At 33.0% G+C, this 18660-nt stretch carries 14 protein-coding genes; all 14 read right to left on the reverse strand.

Annotation, left to right across the window (positions count from 1 at the left end):
• Window positions 1-3123 (reverse strand): YSIRK-type signal peptide-containing protein (locus A3I1_RS08045; protein ID WP_018370576.1); only part of this gene is annotated, 3123 nt, incomplete at its 3' end.
• Between the two features lie 498 nt (window positions 3124-3621).
• Complete coding sequence (gene pepV / locus A3I1_RS0107040; RefSeq protein WP_018370578.1) at window positions 3622-5031, reverse strand: dipeptidase PepV; 1410 nt, start codon at window positions 5029-5031, stop codon at window positions 3622-3624.
• Between the two features lie 9 nt (window positions 5032-5040).
• Window positions 5041-5643 (reverse strand): nitroreductase family protein, encoded by a 603-nt coding sequence (locus A3I1_RS0107045; protein ID WP_018370579.1) that lies wholly within the window; start codon window positions 5641-5643, stop codon window positions 5041-5043.
• A gap of 114 nt (window positions 5644-5757) precedes the next feature.
• A complete protein-coding gene (gene uvrC, locus A3I1_RS0107050) occupies window positions 5758-7542 on the reverse strand; it encodes an excinuclease ABC subunit UvrC (RefSeq protein ID WP_018370580.1) in 1785 nt (594 codons plus the stop codon).
• A 49-nt stretch (window positions 7543-7591) separates the two neighbouring features.
• Window positions 7592-8287, reverse strand: a complete 696-nt coding sequence (locus tag A3I1_RS0107055; protein ID WP_018370581.1) for a YjjG family noncanonical pyrimidine nucleotidase — start codon at window positions 8285-8287, stop codon at window positions 7592-7594.
• A gap of 535 nt (window positions 8288-8822) precedes the next feature.
• A complete protein-coding gene (locus A3I1_RS0107065; RefSeq protein ID WP_149031816.1) occupies window positions 8823-9179 on the reverse strand; it encodes a hypothetical protein in 357 nt (118 codons plus the stop codon).
• Window positions 9180-9456: 277 nt separating this feature from the next.
• Window positions 9457-11160, reverse strand: coding sequence for a hypothetical protein (locus tag A3I1_RS0107070; RefSeq protein WP_018370584.1), 1704 nt, complete (start codon window positions 11158-11160; stop codon window positions 9457-9459).
• Between the two features lie 81 nt (window positions 11161-11241).
• Window positions 11242-11433, reverse strand: a complete 192-nt coding sequence (locus A3I1_RS08450; protein WP_026216807.1) for a hypothetical protein — start codon at window positions 11431-11433, stop codon at window positions 11242-11244.
• 46 nt (window positions 11434-11479) lie between these two features.
• Window positions 11480-11617 (reverse strand): hypothetical protein, encoded by a 138-nt coding sequence (locus A3I1_RS08540; RefSeq protein ID WP_018370585.1) that lies wholly within the window; start codon window positions 11615-11617, stop codon window positions 11480-11482.
• 376 nt (window positions 11618-11993) lie between these two features.
• Complete coding sequence (locus A3I1_RS0107085; protein WP_018370586.1) at window positions 11994-12623, reverse strand: hypothetical protein; 630 nt, start codon at window positions 12621-12623, stop codon at window positions 11994-11996.
• 294 nt (window positions 12624-12917) lie between these two features.
• Window positions 12918-14258: a sensor histidine kinase gene (locus A3I1_RS0107090; RefSeq protein WP_018370587.1), complete on the reverse strand. Its 1341-nt coding sequence runs from the start codon at window positions 14256-14258 to the stop codon at window positions 12918-12920.
• Window positions 14242-14913, reverse strand: a complete 672-nt coding sequence (locus tag A3I1_RS0107095) for a response regulator transcription factor (RefSeq protein WP_018370588.1) — start codon at window positions 14911-14913, stop codon at window positions 14242-14244. Before A3I1_RS0107095 ends, A3I1_RS0107090 begins: the two co-directional genes overlap by 17 nt.
• Window positions 14914-15021: 108 nt before the next feature.
• Complete coding sequence (locus A3I1_RS08050) at window positions 15022-15645, reverse strand: PepSY domain-containing protein (RefSeq protein WP_018370589.1); 624 nt, start codon at window positions 15643-15645, stop codon at window positions 15022-15024.
• A gap of 396 nt (window positions 15646-16041) precedes the next feature.
• On the reverse strand, window positions 16042-18660 hold the full coding sequence (alaS, locus tag A3I1_RS0107105; protein WP_018370590.1) for an alanine--tRNA ligase: 2619 nt from the start codon (window positions 18658-18660) through the stop codon (window positions 16042-16044).

Below are 18660 nucleotides of genomic sequence, written 5' to 3' on the forward strand. Positions count from 1 at the left end.
AACTGTTACACCGCTTCCTGTGCCTGTGAAGCTTGGAACTGGTGTGAAGGTCACTGTGCCATCTGCTGCAACAGTATAGCTTCCTTCATTTTCAATAGTCTTAGTTTTACTACCGTCTTCAAAGGTCGCTGCAACAGCATCATCCATTGGAACGAGTGGGTCACCGGCACTAAAGACTGGTTGACCAGTTTGAACTTGTCCTTGTTTTCCTGAAGATGTGGCGTTTTCTCCAGTTGGGGTGACGATTTCTACCGTTGGAGTATAAGTTGCAGTTACTGCTGTGCCATTCTTATCAGTAGCTTGTATAGATATACTTGGAGCTGTCCCTATAAAGTATTTTTCGGGAGTAAAAACAACGGAAATTGATGCTTTATCTAAAGAATAAGTTCCAATTTTTTTACTTAATGCATCATAAACAATAACGGGTTGATTCGTAGCTTGCCCACTAGAATTCAATAAAGTGATTGATGAACTATCAATCTGGGCTTTAGGAGTCTTAGCTCCTGGAATAAAATTAACTGTTTGACCAGGGTTAGCATCATTTTCATCAATAGTCAAAATAATTGGTGATGTTTGTGCTTGGCCTTGTACTCCAGTAGTCTCAGAAGATCTAGATGATGGGATAATAGCTATGACAGTTGGTACATAAACACCATCCATAGTAGTAAATCCATTAATATTCTCGTTAATGTTGTCCAAACCGTTCAACGGTGTATTTGATGTCCAACCAGTTGTTTGACCATTTTTGTCTGTTGCTCTTAAGACAACACCATCGGCAGTTCCTACAAAACTTGAAACAGGTGTAAAAGTAACCGTACCATCTGGAGTAACAGTGTAAGTTCCTTGTTCTTGTTTTGTGTAACTTGTTACCAGATTTCCATCTGGATCAACAATTTTAATTGCTTGGATAGTATCAATAGCATTTTCTGAGTTAAAGTCAGTCTTTAGTTTCCCATAAGCCGTGAAATTAATAGTAGTTGTTTGTGGTTCACCTTGATTTCCCGAGGTTTCTTTTCGTTCACCTTTTGGTGGGTGAATTGTTTTTATTAGAAAATCTTCTACCTCGCCAGAAGTTGCCAAATCAATTGGTAATTCAATTTCTTCCAATTTCAAAGCAATCCTAACACGAGCTCCAAGTGCTGATATTTCTGAATCAATCACTTGAGGAGTATTTTGAAAAATAAGATTAATAGGTCCATCAGTAGTAACTTCTATCATTTCAGAGGATTCATTTTCTTCAAATCTTCCATTATTATTAAAATCAATCCACCCTTTAACAAAAGCTCTATCATTTCCATTTCTATTGGCTTTAATTGAAAGAGTGTATTCTTGTTTTTCAGCTTGATGAATGACAAATGGATTGCCATCAGCAGATAATTGATTATCCCCTTCATCTTCAACATCATTGTTATCATCTCTAACCCACGCATCACCTGTTTCTTGGGTATCTGTTTGAACTACATCAAAATCAGGTTTTTCTAAGCCAAGAAATGGAGAAGTTTCTCCTGGAGTGCTTTTAATCGCATGAGCAACATAACCATATGAAGCTGGAGCATCACCAACATCAGTCAGTAAAAATCCAAGTTGGACAGACTGTCCACCAGAAGTATTCATGTACATTCCAACTTCTGTAGCACCTGTAGTAGCTACTATAGGAACACTATGAGAGTTTTTAGATGTTCTAACCCCTCCAAAAACTTTTGATCCAAGACCACCCGTTACTTGATCAGGATTCGCCCAGTATTTTGGCTTGAATCCAGCATTTGAAATACTAGATAAACCAGATTCAGAATTCACAGTGTATCTAACATTACTATCTCTTTGCTTGATATTAGCAATTTCCTCAAAACCTGACCCATTTGTAGTAAAAATGTTGGTCTCGTGAGGCCCGGCTTCTTCACCATCAACCATAAGAATAGTAGCAGGAACTTCTTGTCCTTTATAAATTGCAGTTACTTTTAATTGTAACCCAACATTAAAGCCTCCTGCTTCCACACCAAAGTTCGTAAGTCTATTTCCTGTACTCAGGCCTGCTAATCTTAAATGTGACCAATTGGGATCTTGAGCTTTTAATACAACTCTTGCAGGTTGGTTTCTACGACTCAAATTACTATTATCTGAACGATACCTATTAATAGCGTTTGGATCATAACCTTTTGTAGGATCTCCTCCTGTAAGTTCTTTATAGTAATCAGTAGATTCAAAAGGTTTTAATCCAATGACTTCTGCTCTGACAGTAAAACCCGGAGAAATTTCTTTTTGAAAAACTGATCCAATATTAAGAGCTTTATTACCGTTAATAACATCTACATTAGAAACATCATTATTATCAGTAAAATCAACCCAAACAATTTGTTGACTTAGCTTAACTAAGTCAAGATTTTTCTCTCTTGGTATTGTTACACCCATCTGAGCAGTTGTGTCAGATCTAAAATTTGTACCATAAGGAATAGCCTTTCCTTCATTTGAAGGACGATTCATTTTAGAAGTAGGAGGAATCTTACTTTTTTCAACAGAAAATGCTTTTGTCACTCCAGATTTTGGTTCTATAATCTGATTATCAATATTTTGAGATAATTTTGAATCTTTTAACGTTATTATTGCTTGACTATCTTCAATAGCAACATTTTCATTCTTATCATTAAGATTATCACCTATTACTTGTTCATTTTTTTGGTTTTCAATTGAAGCTATGGTATCGGAATTTTCAGAATTTAGGACAGTCTTAGTTGAAACATCAGTTTCTTTAATAATGATAGTACTTTTTTCTAAAACATGTGAATCAATGATACTATTTTCAGCAACAATATCTTCAGAGTTGCTAAAATTATCTACAACTTCTGACCTTACTAAATCATTAGTTAAATTTTTCTCTTTATTTGATTCTATAATAGTGATTGTATTAGGCGGGTCTGCCATTTCCACAGTAGTTAGATTTTCGGTTTCTTCCGGATTACTAATTTGTATTAATGTATCATCCAAAGATGAAACTGAATCATCAGCTTGTACGCTACTAGAAAAAACAGCAAAAACTGTTCCAATCAAAACAGAAGCAACTCCTATTTTGAATTTTTTGATGGTAAATCTCTGCTTGCTTTCTAAATTCCTTTTTTCTTTTGACATATATTCTCCTTAAATTAAAAATGCTCAAAGATACTAATATCATAACAAGTATAGGCTTTATGAAAGTATTTGTCAATTAGTCTTTGTTAAATAATTAATCATTATAATTGATTTTATTCACTACTAAAATTTTTAAAAAACCTTTCATCTAATCAAATTTATGAAATATTTATTAGTAAAGTAACCCTCTAGTATCTTTCTATATTATAAAAAAAATAATAATCTAACTTTAAAAAATCCTTTATTTTTTCTTGCTTAATATAATTAATTTTTTCTTTTCTATGATTGAGAGATTGTTTTGCGTTATAAAAATAAAAAGTTATGAATAAAATATTCTTGATAAAATTAAAATATTTTTTTATCAAAATAATATCAATTATAAAACTTTTCATCCCTCTTTAATGATATCAAAGTAATAATCAATCATTAATTAATGAAAAAACTCTTTGCTTCTATTAAAAGCAAAGAGTTAAGAATTAGACTATTATTTATTGTATTTTATTTGATGAGCTCATAAATAGCTTCAGCATAGATAGCAGCTGCTCTGTATAAATCCTCTACATCAGTAAATTCATTGGCTTGATGCATAGTATTTTCATAGCCAGGAAACATAGCACCATAGGCAACACCACGCTTGAGAAGACGACCAAAAGTACCACCACCAATAATTTTTTCTTCACCTTTTAAGCCAGTATGTTTTTCATAAACTTTTAACAAGGTAGCAACAAGTGGATCATCCATTGGCACATAGTGTGGTACATGCCCATGTTCTGATATAGTCACCTTTTCAACTCCAGAAAGCTTCTCAAGTGTTTCTTTAATCTTTTGTGGGGTTGTACCTTGAGGATAACGCATGTTTAAAGCAATAGTATTATCATTAGACATTTCATCAAAATTGAAAACACCAGCATTCATCGTTAATTCACCCATCTTTTCATCAGTATAGGCAATACCAACTTTTTCTCCATAGTAATCTTTATGAAGAACTTTATCAATCAAGGTCAAAAAGGCTTTTGCAGGGCCGTCAAAATCAAAATTAGCAATAAAACGCGCTAAGTATGTTGCACCGTTGATTCCTACTTGTGGAGACATACCATGAGCAGATTTACCAACCACACTAATTAAAATTTTACCGTTTTCTTCGGTCACTGTTCCAGAAATTTCAGGATTTTCTGCCACATATTTGTCAAAAGCAGATTTTGTCTCAATAAGTGTCAAGTTACCTGAAATAGCAGCTGTAGCAGATTCAGGAACCATATTTTCGCGCAGCCCACCTTTAAAGCTATGGAGAATAAGATTTCCTGAATTCTTGCCAGAAAAATGGAGGTATTCTGTGATATTTCCTTTTTCACCGTTGATGATTGGAAATTCAGCATCTGGAGAAAAACCAAAGTCAGGTAATTTTTGGTCATTATGTTTGAAATAATAATCCATATCTCCCCAGCCAGACTCTTCATCAGTTCCAACGATAAAACGAACTTTTTTAGAGACCGGAAGAGCCAAGTCTTTAATTATTTTTAGACCATAGTAACACGCCATTGTAGGGCCTTTATCATCAGATGAGCCACGCGCATAGAGTTTACCATCTTTAATAACTGGATTATAGGGATCTGTTTCCCAGTCACTCCCTGCTGGCACAACATCTAGATGGGCAAAAATACCTAAAACTTCATCACCTTCACCATATTCAAATTGACCCGCATAATTGTCAATATTTTTAGTGGTATAACCGTCACGCTCAGCCATTTCTAAAAAATGGTTAAGTGCATTAACAGGGCCTGGTCCAAAAGGATGAGAGGTATCTGCTTTATCATCCTCACGCTCAGACTTAATTCTTAGTAAGTCGATTAAATCTTTCATCATACTATCACGACGTTTTGCTACTTCTTGTTTAAAATCTACAGTCATTATGTCTCCTTATCTTTTTTCAATTAATTCATCTACAGGTATACGGAAATTAGCTTCTAGTTTTTCATCGCAATAGCCAACACTTAAGACAATTTCAGGTCTAAATCTTGGATCAATTCCCAAAACTTCATTAGCTTTTGATTTGTCAAATCCCATTAAAATATTTGAACCAATTCCTTGGTCGGTTAAGGCTAAGGCAAGGTTCATCGTCACTAGACCAATATTAAAGGATAGAAATTCTCCTTTTGTTTTTTGATCATATTTTTCAAGTATTTTTGGATAGACAGTAACGTAATTGCTCAGTTGCTCATCAGAAATTTTGTTGACAGCAAAACGAGCAATCTTTCTAGCACGTTTAAAAAGGTCAGTATCACTAAAAATGACAATGGCACACTGTGCTTCATTAATTTGTTTGACATTACGACCAAGCATAATATCTGCAAGTTCATTTTTCTTTTCTTTTACAATAACAAATTTCCATGGTTGAATATTAAAAGCACTTGGTGCCAAAGTGGCAATCTCAATAGCTGTTCTCACATCACCTAAATCAACAAATTTGTCGTTGAAAGAGCGAATGGCGTGACGCTTTTTGTTCAATTCTAGGAATTTCATGTTCTTCCTTTCTAATGATGTTAATAATAATATTTTATCATTTTTTACAAAGGATTTCAGTAATTGACAAAATTATATTTAATGAATTACTGAAGATAATCCCTATTAATCCAATTATTTTGGAATGTCTTCTTTTTGTAATTCTTCCAAAAGCATTTTTGCTACCTTTTTAGGGATACCAAGCATGACAATCTCTTCAATACTAGCTTCTTTTATCTTGGTCATACTTTTAAAAGTTTTAAGTAGTTTTTGTTTTCTTTTGGGGCCAAGTCCTACGATACCATCTAATTTTGAAGAAAAGGAATTCTTACTACGAACTTGCCTATGAAAGGTTATAGCAAATCGGTGAACTTCATCTTGAAGGCGATGAAGAAGAAAAAACTCTTTAGAATTTCGCTTTAGATTTATTACTTGTAAGGGATCACCAAATAGTAATTCATGGGTTTGATGCTTATCATTTTTTTTGAGACCAGCAACTGGAATCGTTAATTCAAGTTCCTTTAGCACCTCCTTAGCAACGGTCATTTGCCCTTGTCCTCCATCAACAATAATTAAATCAGGTTGAGCTAGTCCTTCATTTTTTAAACGACTGTATCGTCTTTTAATCACTTCTTTCATTGAAGCATAATCATCTGGCCCATTGACTGTTTTAATCTTGTACTTACGATAGTCTTTTTTGCTTGGCTTACCATCAATAAAAACCACCATCGCTGAAACAGGACTCGTTCCCATAATATTCGAGTTATCAAAAGCTTCAATATGATGAGGAGTAGCAATGTTTAATTTTTTCCCAAGATTTTCAATCGACCCTTTTGTTTTTTTTATATCTTTTTCTAAAAGGTCAAATTTTTGTTGGAGATTCATCTCAGCATTTTTTGTTGCCAAATTAACCAACTGCTTTTTTTCCCCTCGTAGTGGTTTAACCACCTTACTTGAAACCAGGGCTGAAACCATTGTTTCATCAATATTTTGAGGAATAAAAATTTCTTTGGGTACTAGATGCTTATTTTCTTGATAGAATTGACCGATATAGGTTAAGAAATCATCCTCAGGTTCATTGTAGTAAGGAAATAGATTGACATCTCTTTCAATCAATTTCCCTTGTCTTACAAAGAAAACTTGTACACACATCCACCCCTTATCAATTGCATAAGCAAAGATATCACGATCAAGCATATCTTGGTGCATAATTCGTTGCTTGGTTCTTAGTGTGGCAATTGCTTGAATAAGATTACGATACTCCGCTGCTCTTTCAAATTCTAATGTCTTAGCAGCTGATTGCATTTTTTCTTTAATTTGATTGACAATCTTATCATCTTTTCCATTGAGAAAATGTTTAACATCATTTGCCATAGCCATAAAAAATGCCTTATCAACACGACAAATGGTATGAGCCATACACTGTCCTAAGTGATAATAAAAACATATTTTTGCTGGTGGATTACTACATTTTTTGAAAGGGAAAATCCGATCCAACATTTTTTTTATATCGTTAGCTGCTCCTGAATCTGGATAGGGACCAAAATAGCGACCCCCATCTTTTTTCACTTGGCGAGTTATAATAATTCTAGGATAATCTTCGTTAGTTATCTTGATAAAAGGATACGATTTATCATCCCTCAAGCGAATATTATATTTGGGCTTGTTTTCTTGAATGAGATTAATTTCAAGTAGGAGGGCTTCCGTGTTTGAATTAGTGACAATAAACTCAAAATCATCTATCTCAGAAACAAGCATTTCTGTCTTGGTGTCATGACTTCCTCTAAAATAAGAACGGACACGATTACGAAGATTTTTAGCTTTACCGACATAAATAATCTGACCATTTTTATTCTTATGAAGATAACAACCCGGATTATCGGGCAATAATTCTAATTTGTGTTTAATACGTTCATTCATAATTTTATTATAACAAAAAAGGAGCAAATGCTCCCAAATAGACTATGGTTTATTCAATATTTAAAACCACACTTAGCAATTCTTTCATGTTTTTAATTTCAAAAGTTGGTTTAATCTCTAGTGTGTTTACTTTATTATCAGGGTTATACCAAACAGTATCAATGCCTGCTTCTATACCTCCTTTAATGTCGGCTAAAAGATTATCCCCAATCACAAGAGCCTCATGAGCTTTAAATTCTTCAATAGCTCCTTCTACATAGTTAAAAAAAGCAATATCAGGCTTATGATGACCGATTTTGTCTGAAATAAATACCTGTTTAAAATAATGACTAATCGGTGAATGATTGAGTCGATTTTCTTGAATGGTGGTAATGCCATTAGTCACTGCATAAAGTTGAAAATTTTCTTTGCTTAGTCTCTCTAATAAACTTGGCACAAAAGGATAAACATCGCCTTGTTGACCAAGATAGTACTCATAACGTCTTGCCCAGAAAAGACCATCTTCTATACGATTAAAATAAGCAAATAAATTGGCAAAACGTGTTTTAACCAAAACTTCTTTTGTGATTTCTTTTTTTGATAAAGACTCCCACATTGCCTTATTCATCGGTTTATAATAAGCTATATAAGAAGAAATTTCAGAGACATTAGCTTCTTTTAATAGTAAGGTCAAAGCTTTTTCTTCAGCCAATTCAAAATCAAACAGGGTGTGGTCTAAATCGAAGAGAAGATACTTATAATACAATTTGTGAATTTTCCTTTCTAGGGTACAAAGAGTCAAAAAGGGGAAAATCATCTCCTTTGAACTTATTGATTTCATTATAACACAGATGAAAGAAAAGTATTAAGCTTTCAATAAATTATCTTTATGATCCCACCTAGAGTAATTTATTTTATGAGATACGTCAATATTTGGAACTAAACGTATTAAATCTTCGAAAGTATCAGGATCATTGGATATAGCTTGTTGAAGCATCGCTCTTGGAACTTCCTCCTCTCCCAGGTATAAGGGAACAACATTATAGTAAATACGTAAATGCCCATCTCTATTTTTTTTGGATTTTAGTGCATTCGAAATCAAATTCTCTGTTAGCGAAAAATCCACCCATTGTTGTCTTGAGGGCTAAATACTGTCTTATTAGACCATTTTGATTGAGGAAATATATTGTTAAGATTACTAGGTTTTGAATTAAAGTCTTTCATATTATGTACTAATTGATAACCAATAACATGCCCTGTGTTAAAATTGATTTTGGGTATTTAGAGGACCTACTTCTCCTTTAAACCTCAATGCCTTTTAAAGTATCAAGTAACAGTAAAGCACTACCTCCAGATGATAGGTTTCCTGTAACTAAATTCTTTGCAAATTCATCCTTCTTAAATATCTGACCATTAAGAATATCATCTTCTAAATTAACAAAGGTAGGTAATCTAAAACACCCCTTCTTATAAAAAGGCACTAAATCATCAAAATTACTAAAACCAATTTTTTCAAGTAATCGAGTATCTGATAAGATTGAACCAATCTCTTCCAAACTAGGATAAGGATTTTCTTCCATAAAATTAATTCTCCATCCTTCTTTCCTCACATAATAATAGTATGATCCTGAAAAGACAACATCTTGACAAATTCCCAATCAAGACGACTAGAAATTCCATAAAGTACCTCATTTGGGCATCATAACTGGTCACCTGCTCCTTATGATTGGTGGGAAATCTAGCCTGACCTGCTACCCTTCGTTTTATGAATTTGAGTCTTTCTGCTTTATTAGAGTGAACAGTTACTTCTATAGTAATAATTTTTTCATTTAAGCTGACCTTTCTAGAAATCTACAATATAATTATATCAAGTTGTGCAGAAATTACTAAGGATATATAAAAAAGACCTATACAATATGATAGGTCAAATCAAATTTATACATTATAATAAACCGATAAATCTTCATCTGAAATATAGTACTTCCAGGCGATCGAAAAACCATAGAGATGCTTATAACTTTCATACCATTCAACATAGAGTGGTAGCCCAACTGATGTCTCAGAGACCTCATCTTCCAAATAGGAGTATGGATGAGAAACTAGACCAATATCGTATTCCTTCACTTGCCAATTATAACCATCCTGATGTTCTCCGTTTAAATTATCAATCATTCTTGCACTTCTAAAGTCTATGTCGGTACAAAGACAAAGTTGCTTAAAATATTGAAAATCTGTCTGGTTGGGTTTAATAAAATAAGAACCTTCAACAAAATACTTGCTTGCATCAGTAGGATACTCTGTCTCAATAAACATTTTAATTGGTTGGTGATTTAATTCTAACCAGAAATGTCCGACTGGCGTTTTTAATAAATCATACGCAACAGAAGAATCTGCAGGCAATTTTTCTTTCGATAAATCGCAAATCAAACCGTTTTTACTTAATTCATTAACTATTTCTTCCACTTCTTGTGTTATGCTAGGCAATTTTTTAGAAACAGCTTTTATTTTGTTTAAAGGAAATGGTGGTATATTTGCTTGACTTTGAAACACTTTAATGACTTGAGCTTCTTTTTTAAGATTCTGTTTTCCAACTGGCACAGAAACCCAATCACCTTCACTGATTGACTCATCGGGGCAGTAATAGGTATAAGGCTTACCATTCTGATGATAAACAACCTGACAAAAACTTACTTTCTTGTTAGGTTTCCATAGCAAAGCAGGCTCCAAAGGACGTTTTTTGAAATAGTGGATGTTTTCTTTGTCCCAACAATCTTCGTGCAACCAATAGTTGCAAAAAGGACAAAAATACTCATCGTAATCATACAAATAACACTGGTTTGCAGCACAAATCTTACAATAACTATCTTCATCAATGAAGCCATCAAGTTCAACGCCATTAATAAATAGAGTACCATCTTCTTCTAATTCGAAGACATTCGGATCGACCGAATGCTTAGAAAAAGTCAACCAATCATCAAGTGATTGATCTGCAATCCCATAAATAATTACCTCAGACCATCGCTCCTTCAACGATTTTCCATCATAAATCTTAGCGTTAAAGAGCTCGTCAACTTCTTTAAATTGTTTACTATTTGGACTATCAGACAGTCCCAACCAATAAAACCCTTCCACATCGTCAGAAACACCAATAAATCTAAGCAAGTCATCACTGTCACTCTCAAAAGCAAAAGTAATCTCATTCACAATTTTTCTTGCTTTTATTTCTTGTAAGAGATAATCAAGCTGAATTCGTGAAATCTTTATGCCAAAGTCAGTAGCAGTTTTATGAGGAATCCCAAAGGAAAAAGAGGTTGCTTTAAATGAGAAGTAGCCATTGACCAATTGCACTTGAAAAATTTCACCATCAAATAGCAATTCACTGAGCCACCACTTAGACAAACCATCCATACTTTCTGCCACAAAATGGCTCACCCCCTGACAGGACAAATTCCAAACCAAAGCTGGTGCATTTGAAACATCGGATAAGGTGTAGTCTTCCTCAATAGTCAAATCTAATGTATTCATTTGACTATCAAAAGAAAATGAGCCAATAATAAAATCATGAAAACCATATTGTTTTTTCAAATAATCTTGTAACTGTTTCGACTCTGTTATATAAGCACACCTTTTTGTCCACATAACTTTCTCCTGACTATACTTTTAAAAATCTCGGTAAATTTAATTCGTCCGCCCACGAAATCCAAGGTACTTGATTCTCCTTTAGGAAATGTCATAAGAAAGATCTTCATCAAAGAGACCATCTTCGATTAGCTGGTATCCTTCAGACCAGACATAGAAGTCATCTCCAAGCAGTGCTATCCTTTCTTGGACACCTTGTTTCCAATAAAATCTAGAGACATAAAGATTATTTTCTTTAATAGCATACCAGTCAATAGAATCGTCTAACGTCAAGGCACCATGAATTGCTACTAATGGATAATCCGTTTTTGTTACAAATTTAAGAAGCTCCTATCATCTGCCAAGTCCTTATAGGAAAACCATAGCCATAATAGACATATTCACCAAACTTCTCTTTGTATTCATTTAAAATAGTTACCTCAACTATCCTATTGAAACTAATATAGGGTCTATCCATACGTTCATCCTTGTGAATTGGATAATGGTCAATAAAAATTTTTCAAAAAATTCTCTCCTACAAATCATTTGATAAAATACAAAAATTGCCCTTTCTACTCCTAAATAGTTGAGTCATTCACTAAAATGATTATACCATAATGAGTTTATTGATTATTACTTTTTAACGTTTACTATTTTACAAATGTCGCATAAACAATTAAGAGCACTTTGATATTAACTTTTCCTATAAGAAAAGAAAAAATTCTTGAAAATTACTGGTTTCAAGCTTTTAATACGTTAAATTGTATTACTTTTTGCTTGAGAACATTATTTTTTATATCACAAAAAGCAATCAAATTTTTTGACTGATTGATTTTTTTAATAAGTTGACACTTCTATATATAATAACGTTTTAAGCCGACAATAGCTATAGTTGACCAAACAAAAAGAACAAACATTGCTGAAATTGCAAGTGGTACTGAAATTGCTTCTGCATAATAGGTTCCAATAATCTGTAACAATGCAGTAATGACAGTCACTAAACCAACTATTTTTGAACGACTTAAAAAAGCAATGGTTATGACACATGGTACTAATGCCAGTGAAACCAAGTGTAATCCAGCAAATAATTGACTTGCTGAAAGTAGGGCGATATCATGTGTTAGTGATAAACCATTAACAGGATAGACCAATCTGCCAAGAGCAAATACAGTGTAGATAATTCCAATTGTTAAAACGATAAACAAAGCAAGCATAATCGATGATTGAAGAGGCATTTGTTTATTTATTTTACGATGTAACAATAGAACTGCTGATAATAATATTGGTGCACTAAACACTAATAATTCATCTGCCAACTGTAAAATAACTCGGTGTTTTTGCGCCCATAGAACGACACCACTAGCATCAGCTGACGGCATGGGAAGGGTTATAGCAATTAGTATTGAAGCAATAGCTAGTAAAGCAAAACCCAGAAACCATAAAATGCTATAAGTGACAAAAGGTCGTTTCTTCAAATGTTTCATACTGTCTCACTCCATTCATAAACTCTTTTTAAGAACATGACATCATTTAAAAACTTTTATATAGACGATAAACCAACAAGAAAATCAGCTAACATTTGTAAGATAATAAAGAGGTATGTCCTTTTATTTAGTTTATTACTTTATTAAAAAATTCAATAAATAGTAACGTTGTGTCTTTTAAAATTGAATTCAATCACTATTTCATAACCCTTATCATAACATTATTGTATCATAAAAAATAGTCAGACTTTTTGTACTGACTACTTTATTGTCATAAATCATTTAAGTATAACACTAGTTCTTTTTAAAAATGACTCTAAAGTCACTACCTTGATTTATTTTTGAATCCACACTAACTTGAGCTTTATGAAGATCTGCTATTTCTTTAACAAGTGACAAACCAAGTCCTACACCTTTTGTGTGTCTTGAGCTATCAATTCGATAGAAACGATGCCATATTTTTTCCAACTCATGTTTAGTGATCCCTTTTCCATTGTCTTTAATACTAAAAACAACATTATTTTTTGTTTGAGATAAATTGATATGAATTGTATCTTTCGTAAATTTGAGAGCATTTGAAATTAGATTGTCAATCAAGCGTCTTAACAAAATAGGATCACCAACCAAACTTATGCCTTCTTCAATTTGTACATTTAAAAAAATTGATTGTTCACTAAATAACCTTTTACTGTCTTCGACAAACTGTCTAACAAATTGAGAGAAATCAATGGTTTCCATTGTCAGTTGTGTCTTATTTTCTGCTCTGGTTAATTCTAAAATTTGCTCAACCAATTGTTTCATTAATTGTGATTGTCTATGGATGACATCAAATGATTCTTTAGCATCTGATAAATTTTCAGCGTAATTTTTACCATACTCACTCTCTGAAAGAATGACTGTTACAGGTGTTCTCAATTCATGCGAGACATCATTATTAAATTGTTTTTCTCGTTTAAAAGAATTCTCAATAGAGTCTAGCATAGTGTTTATCACTTGAGCTAGCGTAGTTATCTCATCTTTTCTATCAGAAATAGCAATGCGTTTACTGTAATCTTTTTTAGTTGTTATTTCTTGAGCAGTTTGAGTAATTTCTTCAATTGGTTTGAAAGAATTTTTAAGAATCAAGTAGCCTCCTAAAATAACGATCAACATCATCGTGGGTAATACAATGATGACAGTTAAAAGTAAGGTTTTTAACTCTTCATCCATCTGGTGTTTGATACGAATAGCTCTTAACCAGTTCCTACTATTTGGAATAGCAAAATCGTAATATTGAAAGGTTCGACCATTAGCTTTCACATCAGTAATTTGTCCAACATTTAATGGTGAATTGATGTCAAAATTCTGTGGATAACTCCCCTTTAAAACCTGACCACTACCATCATATATGACATAATAGATACCGTCATCAAAAGACTCAAAATCATCAAAATCATCATCGAATTCATCAATCATTTCTAGTGCACTTGACTGCAATTCTTTTTGACCTGATATTTCTGATATATTACTAGAAATAAAAAATGAGGCTACAAATACTGTTATTAATATACCAAAGATAAAAAAACTATACCAAAGTGTTATTTTCTTAATAATACTTTTTTTTCCTGAGAAAATCTCTTTATTCGGGAATGACATAACCAAGCCCTCGCCTCGTTAGAATAATCGATTGTTTTTGATTAGTGTCTAGCTTTCGCCTAAGATTTTTAATTAAAACATCGATTATATTTGATTCTCCGACATAATCTAGATTCCAAACGTGTTCGCGAATTTGTTCTCTCGAAAGCACTTGATTACGATGGCGTGCTAAATACACCAACACTTTATATTCCTTACTAGTTAGATTAATCAATTCCTTATTCTTTCTGACTTGTTTTAATGACAAATCAATCTCAATATTATGAATGCTAATAATATTAGAAAGAACATTTCGATTTCCCCGTCTCATCATCGCTCTAATTCGAGCCATCAATTCATCAAATACAAAAGGTTTTGTAAGATAATCATCTGCTCCCAAATCAAGACCAAACACCCTATCTTCAATAGCATCCTTGGCAGTAAGCATCAAAACTGGAACTTGATTTCCAGTGCTTCTTAGCCTTTTAAGAAATTCAAAGCCGTCCATTTGAGGCATCATGACATCTAATATAATGACATCATAATCACTAACAGCTACATAATCAAGAGCTTCTTGACCATTAAAGGCACAATCAGTTGTGTAGTGTTGAGTTTTTAATAATTTGGCGATACTTTTGTTTAAATCAATCTCATCTTCAACAATTAAAATTTTCATTTTGCAATCCCTTTCTTACCTATTATAACACAAGAAGTTTGTATGATATAAAGAAGAGGGGTTCCCCTCTTCTTTTAGCTACCTGATTGCAGATCTAAAAATTGATTTCTAATCATCCACTCTTTCAGAAATAATAGAAATGTCGTTAGCATTTATTATAATTTCTTTTTCAAAATTATCAGCGATAATAGTAACATCATAAACCAATTGATTTGGAAAATCAGAATCTAAAGAAATGCTTTTCAATTGTGCACCTTTATACTTGTTTTCAATTAAACTGATAATATTTGCCATAGATTGTTTTGGTTCAGTCAATGGGTAATCATCCTCATGTTCAACCCAACTTGAAATGATTTGCCCAGTTGTTGCATCAATCATATAAGATTTTTGCGTATTATTTTCTGTTACCTCAATATCATAATGAGGTTGATTATTTTCAAAATCTAATTCAATATCTGTTACAAATCCGGCTTTAGCATGTGCTAAAGCTGTTTTCATAGCTTTGTTAAAATCAACCTTAATAGTCATTGTTTGTGTTGGTTGATCAACGACTGGTGAGTCATTTTGATTTTCAATTCGATCTTCAGAAACATTATCAAAAATCGTCTCCACTTTCTCTTCTATTTGAGACTCTCTATCAAATAATTCATTAGCAATGACATAACCTCCAGCTGCTATAATGAGAATAGAAAAAATTCCAATTATTACCCATTTTTTTGTCAGTTGTTTCATTTTTGTTACCTCTTTCTATTTTAAAAAGTTATTTTTATTTACACTTTTATTATAGAATTCTTAAATGAATTGAAAATGAATTTTCAAATTTTTTAGATTTTCACTAATAAAAACTGGTTAAATTGATAACCAGTTTTTCATTTCATATTTCCTAAAATTATTTAGACTATTTAGAAATAGCATTATGTTTCTTAAAAAATTTTAATAATCAATTGCACCAATAATTCCAATTAATGTATTAAATAACAAATAATCATATCTCCAGATAGGAAGAAAGGGTATTGATAATAAAAATGGAATTAAATTAATGTCAGAATTCTTATAATGGTTGTCAATTTAAGGTAAGAAAAGCAATGAAAATTTTAATAAGAATCATAATAGTTAACCAATTTTTCATTACAAATAATTTTGAACAGTATTAAGTAGTTTTGAAATCGCAGAAACATCAGAACCACCAGCCATAGCCATATCAGGTTTTCCACCACCACGACCAGAAATAATTGGCGCTAATGCTTTAACAAGATTTCCAGAATGAATTTCTTTTGTTTTGCTTGCTACAAGAAGGTTTACTTTTTCACCAACTGCAGCTACCAAAATGAGTACATCTGAATGATCTTTTTGTTTCCATTGGTCAGCATAGGTTCTAAGAATACCAGCATCAGAAATATCAACTTTTTTGGCAATTAAACGAATCCCCTTAATCTCTTGAGGATTACTAAAGATTTCTGTTGCTGCTGCAGAGGCAACTTTTTCTTTTAAGATGGTATTTTCTTTTTGCAATTCACGTAATTGTTCTTGAAGACTTGCCACTTTATTTGACACTTCTTTTAATTGAGGAACTTTAATGGTTTTAGCAATTTCTTTAAGAGAATCTTCTTGGTCACGATAGGCAAGATAAGCTTCTTTACTTGTCACAGCAATGATACGACGAGTTCCTGAACCAATCCCTTCTTCTTTAATGATTTTAAACATTCCAATTTCAGAAGTGTTTTCCAGATGTGTTCCACCACACAGTTCAACTGAATAATCACTAATGGAAACAACACGAACAACCTTACCATATTTTTCACCAAACAGAGCCAGAGCACCCATTTTTTTTGCAGTATCAATATCAGTTTCTATTGTATTGATTGGAATGGCTTCCCAAATTTTACGGTTTATCTCTTCTTCAATTTGACGAAGTTCTTGATTCGTCAAAGCTTCAAAGTGAGTAAAATCAAATCGTAAGAAAGCTACTTCATTTAATGAACCTGCTTGAACTGCATGATCACCAACAATATGATGAAGTGCAGCATGAAGTAGATGCGTTGCCGTATGGTTTTTCATGACACGGTAACGCCGGTCATTGTCAATTTCTAGATAATAAGTTTGTCCTTCTTCAAGGAGTCCTAAAACCTCTACCTTATGAAGAGATTGTCCATTTGGCGCTGATTGAACATCAACTACTTTAGCAAGCACATCACCAGCAAGTGATTTAATGACACCATGGTCAGCAACTTGTCCACCTTTTTCAGCATAAAATGGTGTTTTTTCAAAAACCAAGAGTGCTTCATTTTCACAAACCTCTGAAACACGTTCATCATTTGTAACAATGGCTGACAAGGTACTTTCTAAAGCTTCAATGTCATAAATAAAACGTGATGGCTCAGTGATATTCGCTAAGGTTTCATTTTGCATGCCCATTGAACCGCCTTTAACAACATTAGCACGTGCGCGTTCTTGTTGTACTTTCATGGCCACTTTAAAACCCTCGTGGTCAATGGTAAAACCTTCATCTTCAGCTAATTCTTCTGTCAATTCTACAGGAAAACCATAAGTATCATAAAGTTTAAAGATATCTTTTCCTTGTAGTATAGTTTGTCCTTCTTTTTTTAGTGACGCCAATAATTGTTCAAGATGAATAGAACCAGAATCAATAGTCCTTGCAAAAGTCTCCTCTTCACGTTTAATGATTTTTTCAATAAAACCATGTTTTTCAAGAACTTCTGGATAATAGCTTTCCATGATTTGACCAACAATAACAACCAAACGATATAGAAATGATTCTTTAATACCTAAACGACGTCCATGCATAACCGCTCGGCGAAGAAGACGACGTAAAACATAGCCTCGTCCTTCATTTCCAGGAAGTGCACCATCACCTATTGCAAAAGCAAGCGAACGAATATGATCAGCAATAACTTTAAAACTCATGTTATTAGCATTTGCATCATAGGATTTTCCAGAAAGTTTTTCTAATTCTTGAATAATAGGCATAAAAAGATCGGTTTCAAAATTAGTCTTAGCCCCTTGAATGATTGCAACCATACGCTCAAGTCCCATGCCCGTATCAATATTTTTATTTGGTAATTCTTTATACTCACTTCTTGGGACACTAGGATCAGCATTGAATTGTGATAAAACAATATTCCAAATTTCAATATAGCGGTCATTTTCAATATCTTCTTCAAGTAAGCGAATACCAATATTTTCTGGATCAAAGGCTTCACCTCGATCGAAGAAAATTTCAGTATCAGGACCTGAAGGACCTGCACCAATTTCCCAAAAGTTCTCCTCCAAAGGAATCAAATGGCTTGGCTCAACCCCTAACTCTATCCAACGATTGTATGAATCTTTGTCAGCTGGATAATAAGTCATATAGAGCTTTTCTTTTGGAAAAGCAAACCATTCATCACTGGTTAATAATTCATAAGCAAAAGCAATCGCTTCATCTCTGAAATAATCTCCAATTGAGAAATTACCAAGCATTTCAAACATGGTATGATGCCTAGCTGTTTTACCAACATTTTCAATATCATTTGTTCTAATTGATTTTTGAGCATTGGTAATTCTTGGGTTTTCAGGAATCACTGAACCATCAAAATATTTTTTTAAGGTGGCAACACCTGAGTTAATCCATAACAGTGTGGGATCATTAACAGGTACAAGATTAGCTGAAGGTTCAACAGAATGTCCTTTTGATTTGAAGTAGTCTAAAAACATCTGTCTAATCTCTGCACTGGTCATTTTTTTCAT

Source organism: Streptococcus marimammalium DSM 18627 (genome assembly GCF_000380045.1).
GTDB classification, from domain to species: domain Bacteria; phylum Bacillota; class Bacilli; order Lactobacillales; family Streptococcaceae; genus Streptococcus; species Streptococcus marimammalium.